We start from the raw sequence: 15,032 nt of genomic DNA, 5'->3' as shown, positions 1-15,032 counted from the left end.
CATTATTGTTATGTCTAGCTAATTTTTGATGGGGGAGTGGGTGTGCTAAACAGTTTGTAATACCAGATTTGGAGCTATGGTATCCGTGGGGCCGAAAATCAATTCAAGTTTTGCCTTTCTATATTCAAAAATTCGCTCAAGTTGTTTTTTTACAAATAGGCGATGCACCAATCGCCCTAGTGTACCGAAAGGAAGCTTATAATCCACTATATCCTCCATTACAACACCCTTGCTTGTTTCTACAATAAAGTGCTTATGATGCCAAAAGCTATAGGGTCCAAAGCGCTGTTCATCTACAAAGTAACTCCCGTGTTCAACGTGTGTAATTTCGGTAACCCACGTCACATCGTAAAACGGAAAAGGTTTTACGATATATTCGATGATTTGTCCTGGGAAAATAGTCCTGTCCGCACCTGCGATGATTTTGAAATCCATTGATTTTGGAGTTATCTTTTGAAGATTTCTAGGGTTGGACAAAAATTCCCAAGCTAAATCCTTGGAAATTGGAAGTGTTTGTTTACTATGTATACGATATAAAGACATATCTCAAATTTAGTAAAAATGTTTAACAAAAAGAAATAATAGTTAAACAAAAATATCGAAAAACAAAAATGACCTTGTGATTGGGTAATTTCCAATATCAAATTTCGTTTTCTGAATTATGAAGAAACTTGCATATATCCTATTGCTCTATTTGATTCCCCAAGGAATTGAAGGTCAATTATCATTAAATCTGGTTTCTGAACTGCCATCCAACGTAAAGGAAACTTCAGGGTTGATTTTTCTTGATAATAGTTTAATTACCCACAATGATTCAGGCAACGCGGCGGAGCTGTATGTTTTGAATCCTGTAGATGGCACAATACAACGCACTGTAGTGGTCAATGGCGTTAACAATGTGGATTGGGAAGATATAGCCCAAGATGAACAATACATTTATATAGGGGATTTCGGTAATAACAATGGAAACCGAATTGACTTGAAAATTTTTCGCATTGCGAAATCTGATTTTTCTAATTCGGATACTGTGGATGCAGAGGTTATTGCGTTTTCTTATGAGGATCAAACTGATTTTACCACAGACCCGAACACCGACTGGGACGCGGAGGCTTTAATCAGTTCTAATGGTGAGCTGATTATTTTCACGAAACAATGGACCAGTATGGGTACGGTGGCCTATTCAATTTCCAATCAGCCCGGAACGCATATTGCATCAAGGTTGGATGACTATCAAATTGATGGGTTAGTGACTGGAGCTACTTATGACATTCAAAGCAATAAGATTGTACTTGTAGGGTATTCTCAGTTTTTGGCACCCTTCGTGGTACAAATAGAAAATCCACAAATTGACTCCATATTTTCAGGAACGGTTACGAATTTTTCAACTGACCTAAGCCTAAGTCAGATTGAAAGTGTGGCATTTGGACCAGATACTTATTATGTTAGTTCGGAAGAATTCATAAGGACTTCGCCGGCTATTCAATTGCCCACCGCCTTATACACTTTTGAGCTACCGAACAGTCCAAATCCCGAACCTGAGCCAGGACCTGAACCAGAACCTGACCCTGAACAAAATGGTTCCCAGTTGATTCTTTATCAGCCAGAAGGCATGCTATTTTTAAATTATGTATTGAACGTGGACGATGATCTTTTTGGCTATGCCATTTTTGATGCAAGTGGACGAAGGATACTTTCTCCAATCAGTGATTCCGATAAAATAGGGACAATAGACACCTCTATTTTAAAACCATCCACCTACTTTATTTCCTTTCATCTGCGAGGTGGCAGGATCGCTAAGCCCTTTGTAATTCGATAGTAGTTTCTTTTAAGTGTTTCTTAACAAACTGAACATAGCTTAATAAGTAGCTTTGTTGACTAACAAATCTAAAAACACTGTCAAATGAAAAAACTAGGATTATTTATGATGGCTGCCATGGCTTCATTGGTTATGGAAGCGCAAATCAATACACCGGCTCCAAGCCCGGGTTCCACATTAAATCAAAAGGTGGGTCTAACAGATGTGACTGTTGATTATTCCAGACCTTCAATGCGAGGAAGAACTATTTTTGGAGACTTGGTACCTTACGATCAATTATGGAGAACAGGCGCCAACTATTACACCAAAATTTCGTTCAGTACTGATGCTACAATTGCCAATCAGGAAGTTAAGGCTGGTACGTATTCCATTTTCTCTAAGCCGGGTGCAGAAACTTGGGAATTTTTCTTTTACACCGATACTCAGGGTGGGGGAGTTCCTAGTGACTGGGATGACAGCAAGGTTGTTGCAAAAACAACAGTACCTGTTATTAAAATGCCAATGAAGGTGGAAACTTTTACGATCACTATTGACGATGTAAAATCCAATGGTGCGAATTTAGGTTTCATCTGGGAGGATGTATATGTTGCAGTTCCATTTAGTGTTCCTGCAGACGCGGCAGTAATGAAATCCATTGAAACTACCTTGGCAGGTCCTGCAGCACGTGATTATTATATTGCTGCGGTTTATTACCTGAGCGAAGGAAAGGATATTAGCAAAGCCAAAGAATGGATGGACAAAGCCATGGAGATGACTGAAGACCCTCAATTCTGGCAACTACGTCAGCAATCTTTGATCTATGCAAAAGCGGGTGATAAAAAAGGAGCTATTGAGATTGCTAAAGAATCATTAGCTAAATCTGAGGCAGCTGGAAATGCTGACTATGTGAAAATGAACCAAGATTCCTTAAAGGAATGGGGCGCTAAATAATATTGGCTAACAAGAAAATTGAAAACCCGCTTTATTGCGGGTTTTTTTATGCTTTTACAGGAGGTTTACCCAAGAAGCGATCAAAGCTTTCTATGGTGATAGCCAAAAGAATGACCAATCCACAGCCAAAGGCATTAAGCCATAGATAAGACATCCAATCCATGTACCAACCAATAATCACAATCAGTTGGGTTACGATTGCCGCTATGAACACCGCGTTACCCTTGACGAATTTTATGAAGAATGCCAATAGGAATATACCTAATACATTACCGTAGAATATTGACCCAATAATATTCACCAGTTGTATCAGATTATCGAACAAATTGGCCACACAGGCAATGACTATGGCGATGATTCCCCACAACAATGTAAATCCTTTGGTAGCCCAGACATAGTGTTTTGGGTCTTTTTCTTCCTGTTTATTTCGTTTATAAAGGTCCAATGCAGTAATTGTTCCCAAGGCATTCAATTCAGAAGCGGTTGAAGACATTGCTGCAGATAAAATAACAGCAAGCAACAATCCAATTAAACCAGTCGGTAAATTATCCAAAATGAAATGTATAAAAACATAGTCCTTATCATTGGTTTCAACTGAGCCATCAGCTTGAGAAATTAGAGTTTTTGCAGCATCCCTGTTGGCACGTTCCCTCTGGTTGATTTGCATGATATCCAATTCGGCTTGCTGGATTGCATTGAATTCCTTTAAAGCCAATGCCGAAGAAAATTTTTCTTGTGCTTTTTTCTTTTCCTGTTCCAAAGCCAAATGCCCTTCTTCCAAAATCTCATAGTCCGCGGCATATTGGGATTCCTTTACGGCCTGAGTGGCAGCAGGGTTAAAGTTTAAAGGTGATGCATTATACTGATAGAACACAAAAACCATGGTTCCTACCAACAATATGAAGAATTGCATTGGAATCTTGAAAATTCCATTGAAAATCAATCCCAATTGGCTTTCTCGGATAGATTCACCGGATAAATAGCGTTGAACTTGACTCTGATCAGTACCAAAGTATGCCAAAGCCAGAAAGAATCCACCCGTGATTCCACTCCAAAAGGTATACCTATTGCTGGTGTCCAAACTAAAATCCAATATCTGCAGTTTATTATTGGCTCCAGCAATTTTCAAGGCTTCTCCAAATGAAACCCCATTCGGTAAGGATCCAAGGATAAAGAAAAACGCAAAGAACATGCCCACCATAATAATGAACATTTGCTGTTTTTGAGTGACGCTAACAGCCTTGGTTCCTCCGGTAACCGTATAAATAATTACCAAGATACCGATGATGATGTTCAATGTTCTAAGATCCCATCCTAGAACCGCAGATAAAATAATTGAAGGTGCAAAAATGGTAATTCCCGCAGCAAGTCCACGTTGCACCAAAAACAATATTGCCGTTAGGGTTCGCGTCTTAAGGTCAAATCGGCCTTCTAACATCTCATAGGCCGTATATACTTTTAGTTTGCGGTAAATAGGAATAAATACCAAACAGATGACAATCATGGCCAACGGGAGTCCAAAGTAAAATTGAACAAAGCCCATACCATCATGAAATGCTTGACCTGGCGTGGATAAAAAGGTTATGGCACTGGCTTGTGTGGCCATAACGGAAAGACCAATGGTCCACCATTTTGCATCATTACCGCCAAGTACATAGTCCTCAACGCTTTTACTACCACGAGTTTTCCAAACCCCGAATACCACAATAAATAGCAGCGTGCTGCCAAGAACGATCCAATCTAGTATGCCCATTAAGGTTAGTTATTTAGCATCATTATGAAGTAGAAAATCAAAATGTATATGAAGTTTAACAGTAATACAATGGAGTATTCCCGTTTCCATTCCCATTTGTTTTCCATGTTATCCTTTGACATTACTCTCTTGTTTTACTTCACTTTTGCCCACAGATAACATATTTGCAAAAAGTTTGTACGCTCCTGATACCCCAGCAGGTAATTCTCTAAAAAAGCTTAAACCGGTATAGATATAATTCCCTTGACCATAAGGAGCAACTAATAAACTTCCATTTTTGGCATCTTCTCCTTCATCCGACATGGATAGAATAGGAGTGAATTCTTGACTCCATTCCGTTGGGAAATATAGTCCACGTTCCTGCACCCAGCCGTCAAAATCACTTTCCTTTATGGTGTTTGGAAAATTAACCAAGGAATGATCTTTGGAAATGATGCTAACCTTTGCAGTTTCATCAGTAACCCTATCTCTTGATAAGGTTAAATCATAAGGCGCAATGTTTTCAAATTGACTTGCCCAACGCCCAGAGGTATTGTATTGCACAATCATGTTCCCGCCTTTTTCCACATATTCGAATAACAACGGTTGTTTGAATTTAAGGGTCTCATCAACGTTATATGCCCTTATACCCATTACCACGGCATCATATTTTTCAAGCGAACCTCGTTGAATATCCTTGGGATCTATAGTATGGACTTGGTAACCTATTTGTCTTAAGCTTTCAGGGACTTTATCTCCAGCTCCCATGATGTAACCAATATGCTCCCCAGTTTTGTTGATGTTCATCCGAACTACTTTTGCCTCAGCAGGCAATAAAATGGACTGTTTAGGAACATGGTCATAGGTTATTTCTACCAACGCTTTTTCAATGGATTTACCGTTCACATTGGTAACGGCCTTCAGTTTACCTTCGCTATCTTGTTGAGGTGGTGTTACTTTGAACGTTAATGCTTGTTCTTGCCCTTTTTGAGCAATTTCAAACGGTAAATTTTGTGGTGTGACGACCCAACCTTCAGGATGTTGTAATTCAACCTTTCCTGTTACATTGTTTTTCCCGGCTTTTACGTTAACCAAAACTTCTCTAGTATCCGTATTTGAGAAAATCAAAACATCTTCTGAGATTTTTGCAGTAGCCTGAGGTAGCACAGCAAAAGGTTCATACAATTCCCCTTTATCCGGTCTTGAATATCGGTGGATTACCGGCTTTTTAAATTCAATAGCTCTTCCACCAATAGTTAAGGTGAACGATGTGGTGAAGGCACTTGGATTTTCGGCCTTACCGATCATTGTTGGATCATTAACCACGTACATGCCCAAACTTCCTGCCTCATCCAACCAATAAGGGCTTGAATTCGAAATATTTGCAGGCACTGAAACATCCAGACTTAGGTTTTCTTTTTTATTATTGCTTAGCGTTAAATTCGGGTTAAGATTTGCTACTAGACCATCAACTTGAATTTCTTTTAAAACTACAGGTATGGCGCTACGGTTAAGAACTTCAATATTGAACTTGGCCTGATCACCAGCAGTTGTAGACCCAGATTCTGCACTAACTTCCATATAAAGACCAGCACAATCCAAAATCAGTTGCTTAAGGGCGTCAGATTTAAGTTTTTTCCAATGTTCATCTTTTACTGTTTGTAGAAGTCCGTAGGCTTTTACCAAATCTGAAACATGTTCAGAAGGGTTGGAAAAATTGAAATTTTCTTCAACCTTATACAAAATATCTCCAATAGCCTTTCCTCCTTCAATTCGCGACCATGTTGTATTGATACCATCAAAAAGGTCATTGGTAGTGGGTAGGTCGCCCTTTAAAAGTTCCACATACTCTTCTTGCGAACCTCTGGTCGCAATGCGTCCAAAACCCTGGCATAAATGCGAACTGCTTGCCAATGATGCAATTTCATTGTTGGAAAGCCCTAATTCTGGGTAATAAACCCCAACATCCAACATCAGCATATTGGATTTATCGGCCTTATCAAAATTTTCCCTACTACCATAAAACCACCATGATGTATTGAAGAATATCCTTCGTGGTTGCCAAGTGGACGTATATTCCAGATGTTCTGGATACGCTGAAGTGTTGTTTGCCAAATCAAATGCCTCCACACTTAACATAGCAGATGAGGTATGATGACCATGTGTAGTTCCTGGAGTTCTATGATTAAACCTATTGATGATCACGTCAGGCTTGATATTACGAATGGCCCAAACCACATCACCCAATACTTGATCTTTATCCCAAATCTTATGGGTTTCTGTTGGGTGCTTGGAATAACCGAAATCATTAGCTCGGGTGAACCATTGTTCCCCACCGTCAACGCGTCTTGCGGCCAATAATTCCTGTGTTCGCAATACACCTAACAATTCTCGCAATTCGGAACCGATGAGATTCTGACCACCATCACCCCGCGTCAATGACAAATAGGCGGTTCTTGCTTTGTCATGATTGGATAAATACGCAATCAAACGAGTATTTTCATCATCTGGATGCGCTGCAACATAAAGTGCAGTTCCCAAAAAATTCAATTTTTGAAGTTTATGGTGAATCTCTGTTGATGATGGTTTGTCTGGTGCCTGTGAGTAAATTGATAGGGAAAAGCAGAAAAAGCTTACTACGCCAACCCAATATTTGTGCATACCTGAATATTTTGGTGGTTGGTTCAAATATAGAAAGATTAGTTCCAGACCAAATGGAATTTAGAACATCTTTAACAGGGTGTACCCTTACAATTAAAGGCTTAATTAAAGTCCTAAACTATCCCTCAACACCAAGTCTGAATTACTATTCTGTCCCCAATAGGCTGTATTAATGGATTTTAACTTGGTCGCTTTAGTGGTCATTTGTTTTGCATTGGCACCATAACCACTTTTAAAAGTTTCGGTCCAACCTTCTATCGTATGGGGGAATTTAGAGGTGAAAGTAATGGCCAAACTTCGTTCCAAATCTGGATAAGTAAGCGTGTAAATGGATAGATTCTCACCCGTCTGCAGCTCTGCTTTCGCATTGTACGCCTTCAATTCTGTATGTCTTAATCGCGAATATTCTAAGGACGGAATTACAGAAACTGCACCTTGAGGTAAATCCGATGGATTGATTCGGATTCTGTTCCAAATTTCATTTTCCAATAGCGATTTATCCAATGTTAAATCTTGGTCAGCCTCAGATTCAAAATAAGAATGCGAAGTATATTCAAATTGGTCCCTATTGTTAAGTTGTGCATATACATGTCCGCACCATTCCTGCATACTTAGACTTGTTTTAATGGCATGCTGGTTATCATAAACAGGATAAAAAGTACTGCTCATTACGGAATAAGGATATATGCCGGTAAGAAAGTTTTTGGTTGCGTTCAATTTGAGAACAGAAACGTTATCAGAATTGCTGCGATCTGCTTTCACTTGCTTTTGAGTCAAGAAAGGTTCCGTCACATAAATAAGAACCGCAGAACCATCTCGCAATTCGCCATAACGTGCTTGTTCAAGGGTGTAGGATGTAATTTCAGCATTACCAGAATACCAGTACGATTTAAATTCCTGAGATAGCTTCTTCTTTGGTTTTTTAGTATTGACTACCGGAGAAACAGAATTATCGTTGCTAGTCTTCACAGAAGCATTGGTGGTATCCACACAAGATTCCAATATAGTTGCAATTCCTGCTACTGCGATTACTAAAAATGTGATTTTTAAGACCTTGATCATGGTAAAAAGTTTGATTAAAGGTACAAACCAATCCTTAGCTAACCATTGCCATTAACGTTTTGTAAACTAAATGCGTTGGTAGCCCAACTACATTGGTATAGGAACCCTTGATTTCAGAAATACCGATCATTCCCAACCATTCTTGTATACCGTAGGCGCCAGCTTTATCAAATGGTCTGTAATGGTCTACATAATAGTTCAACTCTTCCTCGGAGAATTCTATAAATTTCACATGTGTTGTTGTGTTCACGGTTAGTTGTTTTTCCAGAGAAGTAAAACAGACCGAGGTAATGACTTCGTGCCAGTCTCCAGACATGGTACGCAGCATTAGTAGTGCTTCATCCTGGGTTGCTGCCTTTGCTAGTGACTCGCCTTTGTGCCAAACTACAGTATCCGAAGTAATCACAATTTCGTTGGAAGCTAACCCTGATTTAAATGGTTCGGCTTTAAGTTCAGCCAGAAAATCCGAGATTTCACTACCTTTTAGATGACTTGGGTAAACTTCCTCGACAGATTTGGGTTCAACCTTGAAACGAAGCCCTAAATCTTCTAAAAACTTCTTGCGTCTAGGAGATCCGGAACCTAAAACTAATGTGTGGTTTTTAAGGTGCTCAACTAACGGATTTTCAATCATTACTGGCGCTGAAATTTGTATTCCAATCCCCACGGACTTTAAGAACCTGTTCAATTATATCCCGGACACATCCGTCGCCTCCATTTTTATGGGATACATAATCGCTGATTGCTTTTACTTCCGCGACCGCATTTTGGGGAGAAGTAGCTAGCGCCACCATTTGCATTGGCGGTATATCTGGCATATCATCACCCATATACAAAACGGTATTTGGGTCAATGTTATAGATATCCAAATATTCTTCCAAAGGATCTTGCTTATGGTGTGCACCCATATAGATGTCGGTAATGCCAAGGCCTTTAAGCCGGTCTTTCACACCTTCATTAGTGCCACCCGTGATAATGCAAATTTTATACCCTTTCTGAAGTGCGGTTTTCATCGCATAACCATCCTTTACATTCATCCTGCGTAGCATTTCACCTTTGGTGGTTACCAAAACTGACCCGTCGGTAAGTACACCATCAACATCAAGGATAAAAGTTGAAATTTGATTGAGTAGTTCTTTATAATTCTTCTTCATGATTGGTTTTTATGGCATTGCTGAGCAAGGTATAAATTTCTCGCTCAGTTGTGGATGTAATTAATTCCAAATGTTTTTGAATGCTATTCGTATCTCCTCGTCTAGCAGGTCCGGTCTGTGCATTAAACGGACTAAGGGTTTGAACTTTTAGGGCTGTTTCCAAAATCAATGGCCTAAGTATTTCAAATGGAATATTGTTCCTTCGACAGATTTCTTCACTTATCCCGAACAAGTAATTTGAAAAATTGTTGGCAAATACTGCGGATAAATGAAGCTGACTTCTTTGTTCCGAACCCAGTTTATAAACTTGATTGCTTAAACCATTGGCTAGTTTAACCAAATGCTGTTCACTTTGTTCCGTATTCGCTTCAATACAAATAGGTATGGCCCAGAAATCCACAGGTTTACCTTTGGTAAAGGTTTGAACGGGATAAAACACACCTCGTTTGTCATTTCCAATAACATCCATACCGACAGCTCCCGAAGTATGCACTATGGTGCCTACGGTTTCAGGTAATTGGGCTGCAAGATGACCTATGTTTCCATCGGTTACTGCTAAAAGATAGATGTCCGCCTGCACAATTTCAGAAATGGAATTGGTAATTGGTGCGAAAGTTTCAAAAGAATTGAGCGCTTTTGGATTCCTTCCATAAACTTGTTTCAGTTCAAGACCATCAGAGGAGTAAATGGCATTCGCCAAATGCTGGGCCAAATTTCCCGAACCTAGTAAAACAATTGAAAGCATATCACAAAAATAAGAAGGAATACGAGGGGAGAAAGCTTAAATCAAATTTTGATGATTTTGATATGGCAAGGTTGAATGGATTTATCAAAATGTTGGTACAGATTCATTGGAAAATAGCTTAATTTTGCAAGCCAAATTCCATCCCTCCAGATGATAGACCTTTTAAAAAAGACGCTGTTTTCCACTAAACTTATGGCAGTCCTATTTCTTCTCTTTGCTGCAGCAATGGGGATTGCAACTTTTGTGGAAACCTGGTACAGCATAGAAACAGCACGAATTTACATTTACAACGCTACATGGTTTGAAATCATCATGGTGTTCTTTATGATCAATTTCATAGGGAATATTTTCCGTTACCAATTGTTAAGTTGGAAAAAATGGCCTGTTTTGATTTTACACTTGTCGTGGATTTTAATCATTCTTGGGGCCTTCGTGACGCGCTACATTAGTTATGAGGGAATGATGCCAATCCGGGAAGGCGCGGCGGAAAATAGATTTTATTCAGATAAAACCTATTTGACCACCTATGTCGATGGTGATATCAATGGAGAAGCCAAAAGAAGGACATTGGAGTTCCCAATGTTGGTAACTGAGGAAGGAATGCGCTCTCGTCTTCCTTTAAAATCAGATTTCAATGGTCAGCCATTTACAATTACCTATGTGGATTTTATTGATGGAGCTAAAGAAGGACTTGTACCCGATGACAATGGTAATGAATTTCTGAAAATTGTTGAGGCCGGAGATGGTCAGCGGCACGAGCACTATCTGGAAAATGGGCAAGTGGCTAGCATTCATAACGTGCTTTTCTCATTAAACAATGAGACCAATGGAGCCATCAATATTTATTCGAATGGTGATTCCTATCAGATCAGCTCACCTTTTGCTGGTGGCTTTATGCGAATGGCTGATCAGTTCCAAGGAGAGGTAGCTAAAGATAGTCTTCAAACTCTTCAATTGAGGTCTTTGTATTCTGTTGCTGGAATGCAATTCGTAATCCCAGAACCTTTGGTTAAGGGAAGTTATGGGGTGGTAGAATTACCAGAAGCTGAGGTTACCGAAAATTCCTTGGATGCCTTGACTGTGGCAATAACAAGTAATGGAGAAACTAAGGAAAAGACGTTGTTAGGCGCCAAAGGCACCTCTAATTTTTCTGAGGCAGTAAATGTTGGCGGACTTGATTTTTCCTTGAGTTATGGTTCCAAAGTACATGAATTACCATTTGCAATTCGGTTAAATGATTTTATTGCGGAAAAATATCCAGGGACAGAAACTGGCTATGCATCATTTATGAGTAAAATTACGGTAAATGATGAGCGGTCTTTCGATTATGATATCTATATGAATCACGTGTTGGATCATAAAGGCTATCGTTTTTTCCAGTCAAGTTTTCACCCGGATGAAAGGGGTACGGTCTTATCTGTGAACCACGATTTCTGGGGAACTTGGATAACCTATATTGGCTATTTTCTATTGTACATTGGTCTAATGGGCATTATGTTCTTCGGAAAAACCCGTTTCAGGGAATTGGAAAAACAATTAGAAAAAATCAAAAAGAAGAAAGCGAAACTTACGGTTTTCCTGTTTTTGATCAGTACAGTAGCTTTTAGTCAGGAAGCAAACGATCCTAACCACGCACATTCAAATTTGCCAACCCAAGCACAAGTCGATTCGATAATTCGAACTAGCATTGTTTCCCCGGAACATGCTGAAAAGTTTGGGGAATTGGTAATTCAGGACGAAGGGGGTAGGATGAAACCCATCCATACATTTGCGTCGGAAGTTTTACGCAAATTAAGCGGCAAGGACGGTTATAACGGATTGAATGCCAATCAGGTGTTTTTGTCCATGATGATGAATCCTGGGGTTTGGTACAATACTGAGTTTGTGGCACTTGCTAAACGGGAGAATGACAGTATTCGAAAAATCATAGGAGTTCCCAAAGGAACCAAATATGTAAAAGCCACGGACTTTTTTGACGATAAGGGCAATTACAAACTTCAATATTATCTGGAAAAAGCAACTTCCACTAACAATCCATCCAGTTTTGAGACGGATTTTCGAAAGGTAGGAGAGCGGTTGAGCTTATTGAATATTGCCTTGAGCGGCCAAATTGTAAAGATTTTCCCTTTGTTGAATGATGAAAACAATAAATGGATTTCGGCTATTGAATATCGTTCAGGTCAGTATCAGGTGGCGGATTCGTTGTATTCCAATTTCATAAGTAATTCACTGCCTTACTATTTAGGTTCTCTGCAAACGTCAATTACTTCTGGTGATTATTCGCAACCAGATATGCTTTTAGAGGCATTTAAACAGAATCAGTTGAATCATGGTATTGAAATAATGCCAAGCGAGCGTAAAATAAAAACTGAGATTATTTATAATAAGCTGGACATTTTTAACAGGCTCTATATATATTATGCATTAGTTGGATTGTTGCTGTTTTTTATCCTGATTTTCAGAATTTTCAAGGAACGAGAGATATGGAAAGCGGCCGCTTACTTTTTAAAAGGTACCATAATCTTGTTTTTTATATGGCATACCGCCGGTTTGATTTTGCGCTGGTACATTTCAGGCCATGCTCCTTGGAGTGATGCTTATGAAAGTATATTGTATGTGTCCTGGGCTACCATGGCCATTGGGTTGGCATTAGGTAAAAAAAGTGAACTTACCATAGCAGCAAGTGCATTTGGAACTTCATTGCTTCTAGGTGTAGCGCATATGAATTGGGTTGATCCTGCTATTGCCAATTTGGTTCCTGTTTTAGACAGTTATTGGTTGATGATACATGTAGCCGTAATTGTTGGTAGCTATGGACCATTGTCTGTTGGGATGATTTTGGGTGTAGTATCGTTGGTACTAATAGTTCTTACGACCAAAAAGAACAAAAAGCGCATGGACTTGAATCTGAAAGAATTAACAGTCATCAATGAGTTGGCATTGACTACGGGTCTTGTGATGCTTACAATAGGTAACTTCTTGGGAGGTCAATGGGCCAATGAAAGTTGGGGAAGATACTGGGGATGGGACCCTAAGGAAACCTGGGCTTTAATTTCCATAATGATTTATGCATTTGTTCTGCACATGCGTTTGGTTCCAGGTTTGCGAGGTCGATGGATCTTTAATTTTGCGAGTATATTGGCTTTTGCAAGTATTATGATGACCTATTTTGGCGTTAATTTTTACCTGGTTGGATTGCACAGTTATGCTAGTGGAGATCAAGTGATAACACCAACATTTATCTGGTATACCGTTCTAGGCGTTTTTATATTAGGTGGTGTAAGTCTCTGGCGTTACAAAGTCAATTACGCCAAATAATATTTTCGATTTTACTTGCGGATCAAAAAAAATTGCATCTTTGCAGCATCATGAAGTTATAAGAATTATGTACGCCATAGATGTCACAGGGTTGAATTGCCCAAACAAGTAACCGAAACAGCGCTTTCGGTTAGGTGACATTTCTCTTTCTTTTCTTACACATAATTCTTTTAAAATGACGAACACAAATACAAACTCTTTACGAAAATTTTTCAATTATTTCTGGATAGCGGTAACCGGTAAGGAAACTGAATTTACAACCGGAAGTATTCGCCGTGCAATATTTATGCTCTCCATTCCAATGATATTGGAAATGTTAATGGAGTCCATTTTTGCAATCGTGGATATTGCCTATGTCTCCCAGGTGAGTGTTAATGCCGTAGCAACTATTGGGTTAACTGAGTCTGTCATTACCTTGGTTTATGCACTTGCTATAGGTATTAGTATGGCGGCAACAGCTGTTGTGGCCCGTAGAATAGGCGAAAAAAACGTAGCAGGGGCCAGGGTTGCTGCTGTTCAGGCCATTACTCTTGGTATTATCATTTCCATTTTATTGGGTATTGTAGGTATTCTCTGGGCAGAAGAAATTCTTCAGCTGATGGGAGGTGAACCCGATTTAATTGCAGAAGGAAGTGGTTATACCCGTTTATTGATTGGTGGAAACTTAACCATAATGCTTTTGTTTTTGATCAATGCAATTTTTAGGGGAGCAGGGAATGCTTCCATTGCAATGTGGACCTTAGTATTGTCTAATGGACTTAATATTATATTGGACCCAATTTTCATTTTTGGGATGGGTCCAGTTCCGGAATATGGTGTAATGGGTGCGGCCATTGCTACTAACATAGGTCGAGGTTCCGCAGTATTGTTTCAATTAGGAATTTTGTTCTTCGGTTGGGGTAAAATCAAATTGGCAGCCAAGGATCTGGTACTGAACCTAAAAGTAATGTACAATCTGATTAAGGTTTCACTAGGTGGTATTGCACAGTTTTTAATTGGCACCTCCAGTTGGGTGTTCCTAATGCGTATCATGTCCGAATTTGGAAGTGAGGTTTTAGCAGGTTACACGATAGCCATCCGGGTAATTATGTTCACACTGATGCCTGCATGGGGTATGAGCAATGCTGCTGCCACCTTGGTAGGACAAAACCTAGGAGCGCAACAACCAGATAGGGCAGAGGTATCCGTTTGGAAGACAGGAAAATATAATGCATTTTTTATGGGATTTGTATCATTGATTTACCTGATTTTCGCCAAAACCATCATTTCCTTGTTCAATGATACACTTAGTGTAGTTGAAAGCGGTGCCTTGTGTCTTCAGGTTATTGCCATTGGATATGTTTTTTATGCCTATGGTATGGTCGTTACCCAAGCTTTTAATGGGGCAGGCGACACTAAAACCCCAACCAAAATCAATTTCTTTTCATTTTGGATGTTCCAATTACCCATCGCATATTTTACGGCATTGGTACTGGATTGGGGTGCTTCCGGCGTATTTATTGCCATCACTGCAGCCGAAATGGTGTTGGCCATAATGGCAATTATCTGGTTCAAAAAAGGAAATTGGAAACGAGTTCAAGTATAGGGGGTTTCGTATCTTTAACGGAAACTCTT

Annotated in this window: 11 protein-coding genes; 4 read left to right on the top strand and 7 right to left on the bottom strand. The window is 39.5% G+C overall.

Annotation, left to right across the window (positions count from 1 at the left end):
* Window positions 1–45 precede the first annotated feature (45 nt).
* Window positions 46–543: an SRPBCC family protein gene (locus tag M3P19_RS06190; protein WP_249656763.1), complete on the bottom strand. Its 498-nt coding sequence runs from the start codon at window positions 541–543 to the stop codon at window positions 46–48.
* Between the two features lie 118 nt (window positions 544–661).
* On the opposite strand from M3P19_RS06190, the gene M3P19_RS06185 reads away from it, so the two are divergent.
* Window positions 662–1,816: a hypothetical protein gene (locus tag M3P19_RS06185; RefSeq protein ID WP_249656762.1), complete on the top strand. Its 1,155-nt coding sequence runs from the start codon at window positions 662–664 to the stop codon at window positions 1,814–1,816.
* 84 nt (window positions 1,817–1,900) lie between these two features.
* A complete protein-coding gene (locus M3P19_RS06180) occupies window positions 1,901–2,746 on the top strand; it encodes a DUF2911 domain-containing protein (protein ID WP_249656761.1) in 846 nt (281 codons plus the stop codon).
* Between the two features lie 46 nt (window positions 2,747–2,792).
* On the opposite strand, the gene M3P19_RS06175 is transcribed toward M3P19_RS06180, so the two are convergent.
* From M3P19_RS06175 to M3P19_RS06150, 6 genes are all read right to left on the bottom strand, one after another.
* Complete coding sequence (locus M3P19_RS06175) at window positions 2,793–4,499, bottom strand: sodium:solute symporter family protein (RefSeq protein ID WP_249656760.1); 1,707 nt, start codon at window positions 4,497–4,499, stop codon at window positions 2,793–2,795.
* A 108-nt stretch (window positions 4,500–4,607) separates the two neighbouring features.
* Window positions 4,608–7,139, bottom strand: a complete 2,532-nt coding sequence (locus tag M3P19_RS06170; protein ID WP_249656759.1) for a PIG-L family deacetylase — start codon at window positions 7,137–7,139, stop codon at window positions 4,608–4,610.
* Between the two features lie 105 nt (window positions 7,140–7,244).
* Window positions 7,245–8,201 carry a septum formation inhibitor Maf gene (locus tag M3P19_RS06165; RefSeq protein ID WP_249656758.1) on the bottom strand — a complete coding sequence of 319 codons (957 nt, stop codon included), beginning with the start codon at window positions 8,199–8,201 and terminating at the stop codon, window positions 7,245–7,247.
* Window positions 8,202–8,235: 34 nt separating this feature from the next.
* Window positions 8,236–8,835 (bottom strand): Maf family nucleotide pyrophosphatase, encoded by a 600-nt coding sequence (locus M3P19_RS06160; protein ID WP_249656757.1) that lies wholly within the window; start codon window positions 8,833–8,835, stop codon window positions 8,236–8,238.
* Window positions 8,828–9,355, bottom strand: a complete 528-nt coding sequence (locus M3P19_RS06155) for a KdsC family phosphatase (protein WP_249656756.1) — start codon at window positions 9,353–9,355, stop codon at window positions 8,828–8,830. Before M3P19_RS06155 ends, M3P19_RS06160 begins: the two co-directional genes overlap by 8 nt.
* Window positions 9,339–10,100 carry a Rossmann-like and DUF2520 domain-containing protein gene (locus M3P19_RS06150; protein ID WP_249656755.1) on the bottom strand — a complete coding sequence of 254 codons (762 nt, stop codon included), beginning with the start codon at window positions 10,098–10,100 and terminating at the stop codon, window positions 9,339–9,341. The genes M3P19_RS06155 and M3P19_RS06150 overlap by 17 nt, the downstream gene beginning before the upstream one ends.
* A 150-nt stretch (window positions 10,101–10,250) precedes the next feature.
* On the opposite strand from M3P19_RS06150, the gene M3P19_RS06145 reads away from it, so the two are divergent.
* Together M3P19_RS06145 and M3P19_RS06140 are read left to right on the top strand one after the other, a co-directional pair.
* Window positions 10,251–13,418: a cytochrome c biogenesis protein CcsA gene (locus M3P19_RS06145; protein WP_249656754.1), complete on the top strand. Its 3,168-nt coding sequence runs from the start codon at window positions 10,251–10,253 to the stop codon at window positions 13,416–13,418.
* Between the two features lie 175 nt (window positions 13,419–13,593).
* Window positions 13,594–15,003, top strand: a complete 1,410-nt coding sequence (locus M3P19_RS06140) for an MATE family efflux transporter (protein WP_249656753.1) — start codon at window positions 13,594–13,596, stop codon at window positions 15,001–15,003.
* The last annotated feature ends 29 nt before the right edge of the window (window positions 15,004–15,032 follow it).

Source organism: Flagellimonas spongiicola (genome assembly GCF_023502425.1).
Lineage (GTDB): Bacteria > Bacteroidota > Bacteroidia > Flavobacteriales > Flavobacteriaceae > Flagellimonas > Flagellimonas spongiicola.
Note: the sequence above shows the minus strand (reverse complement) of the source record. Positions and strands in the feature narration are given on the sequence as shown.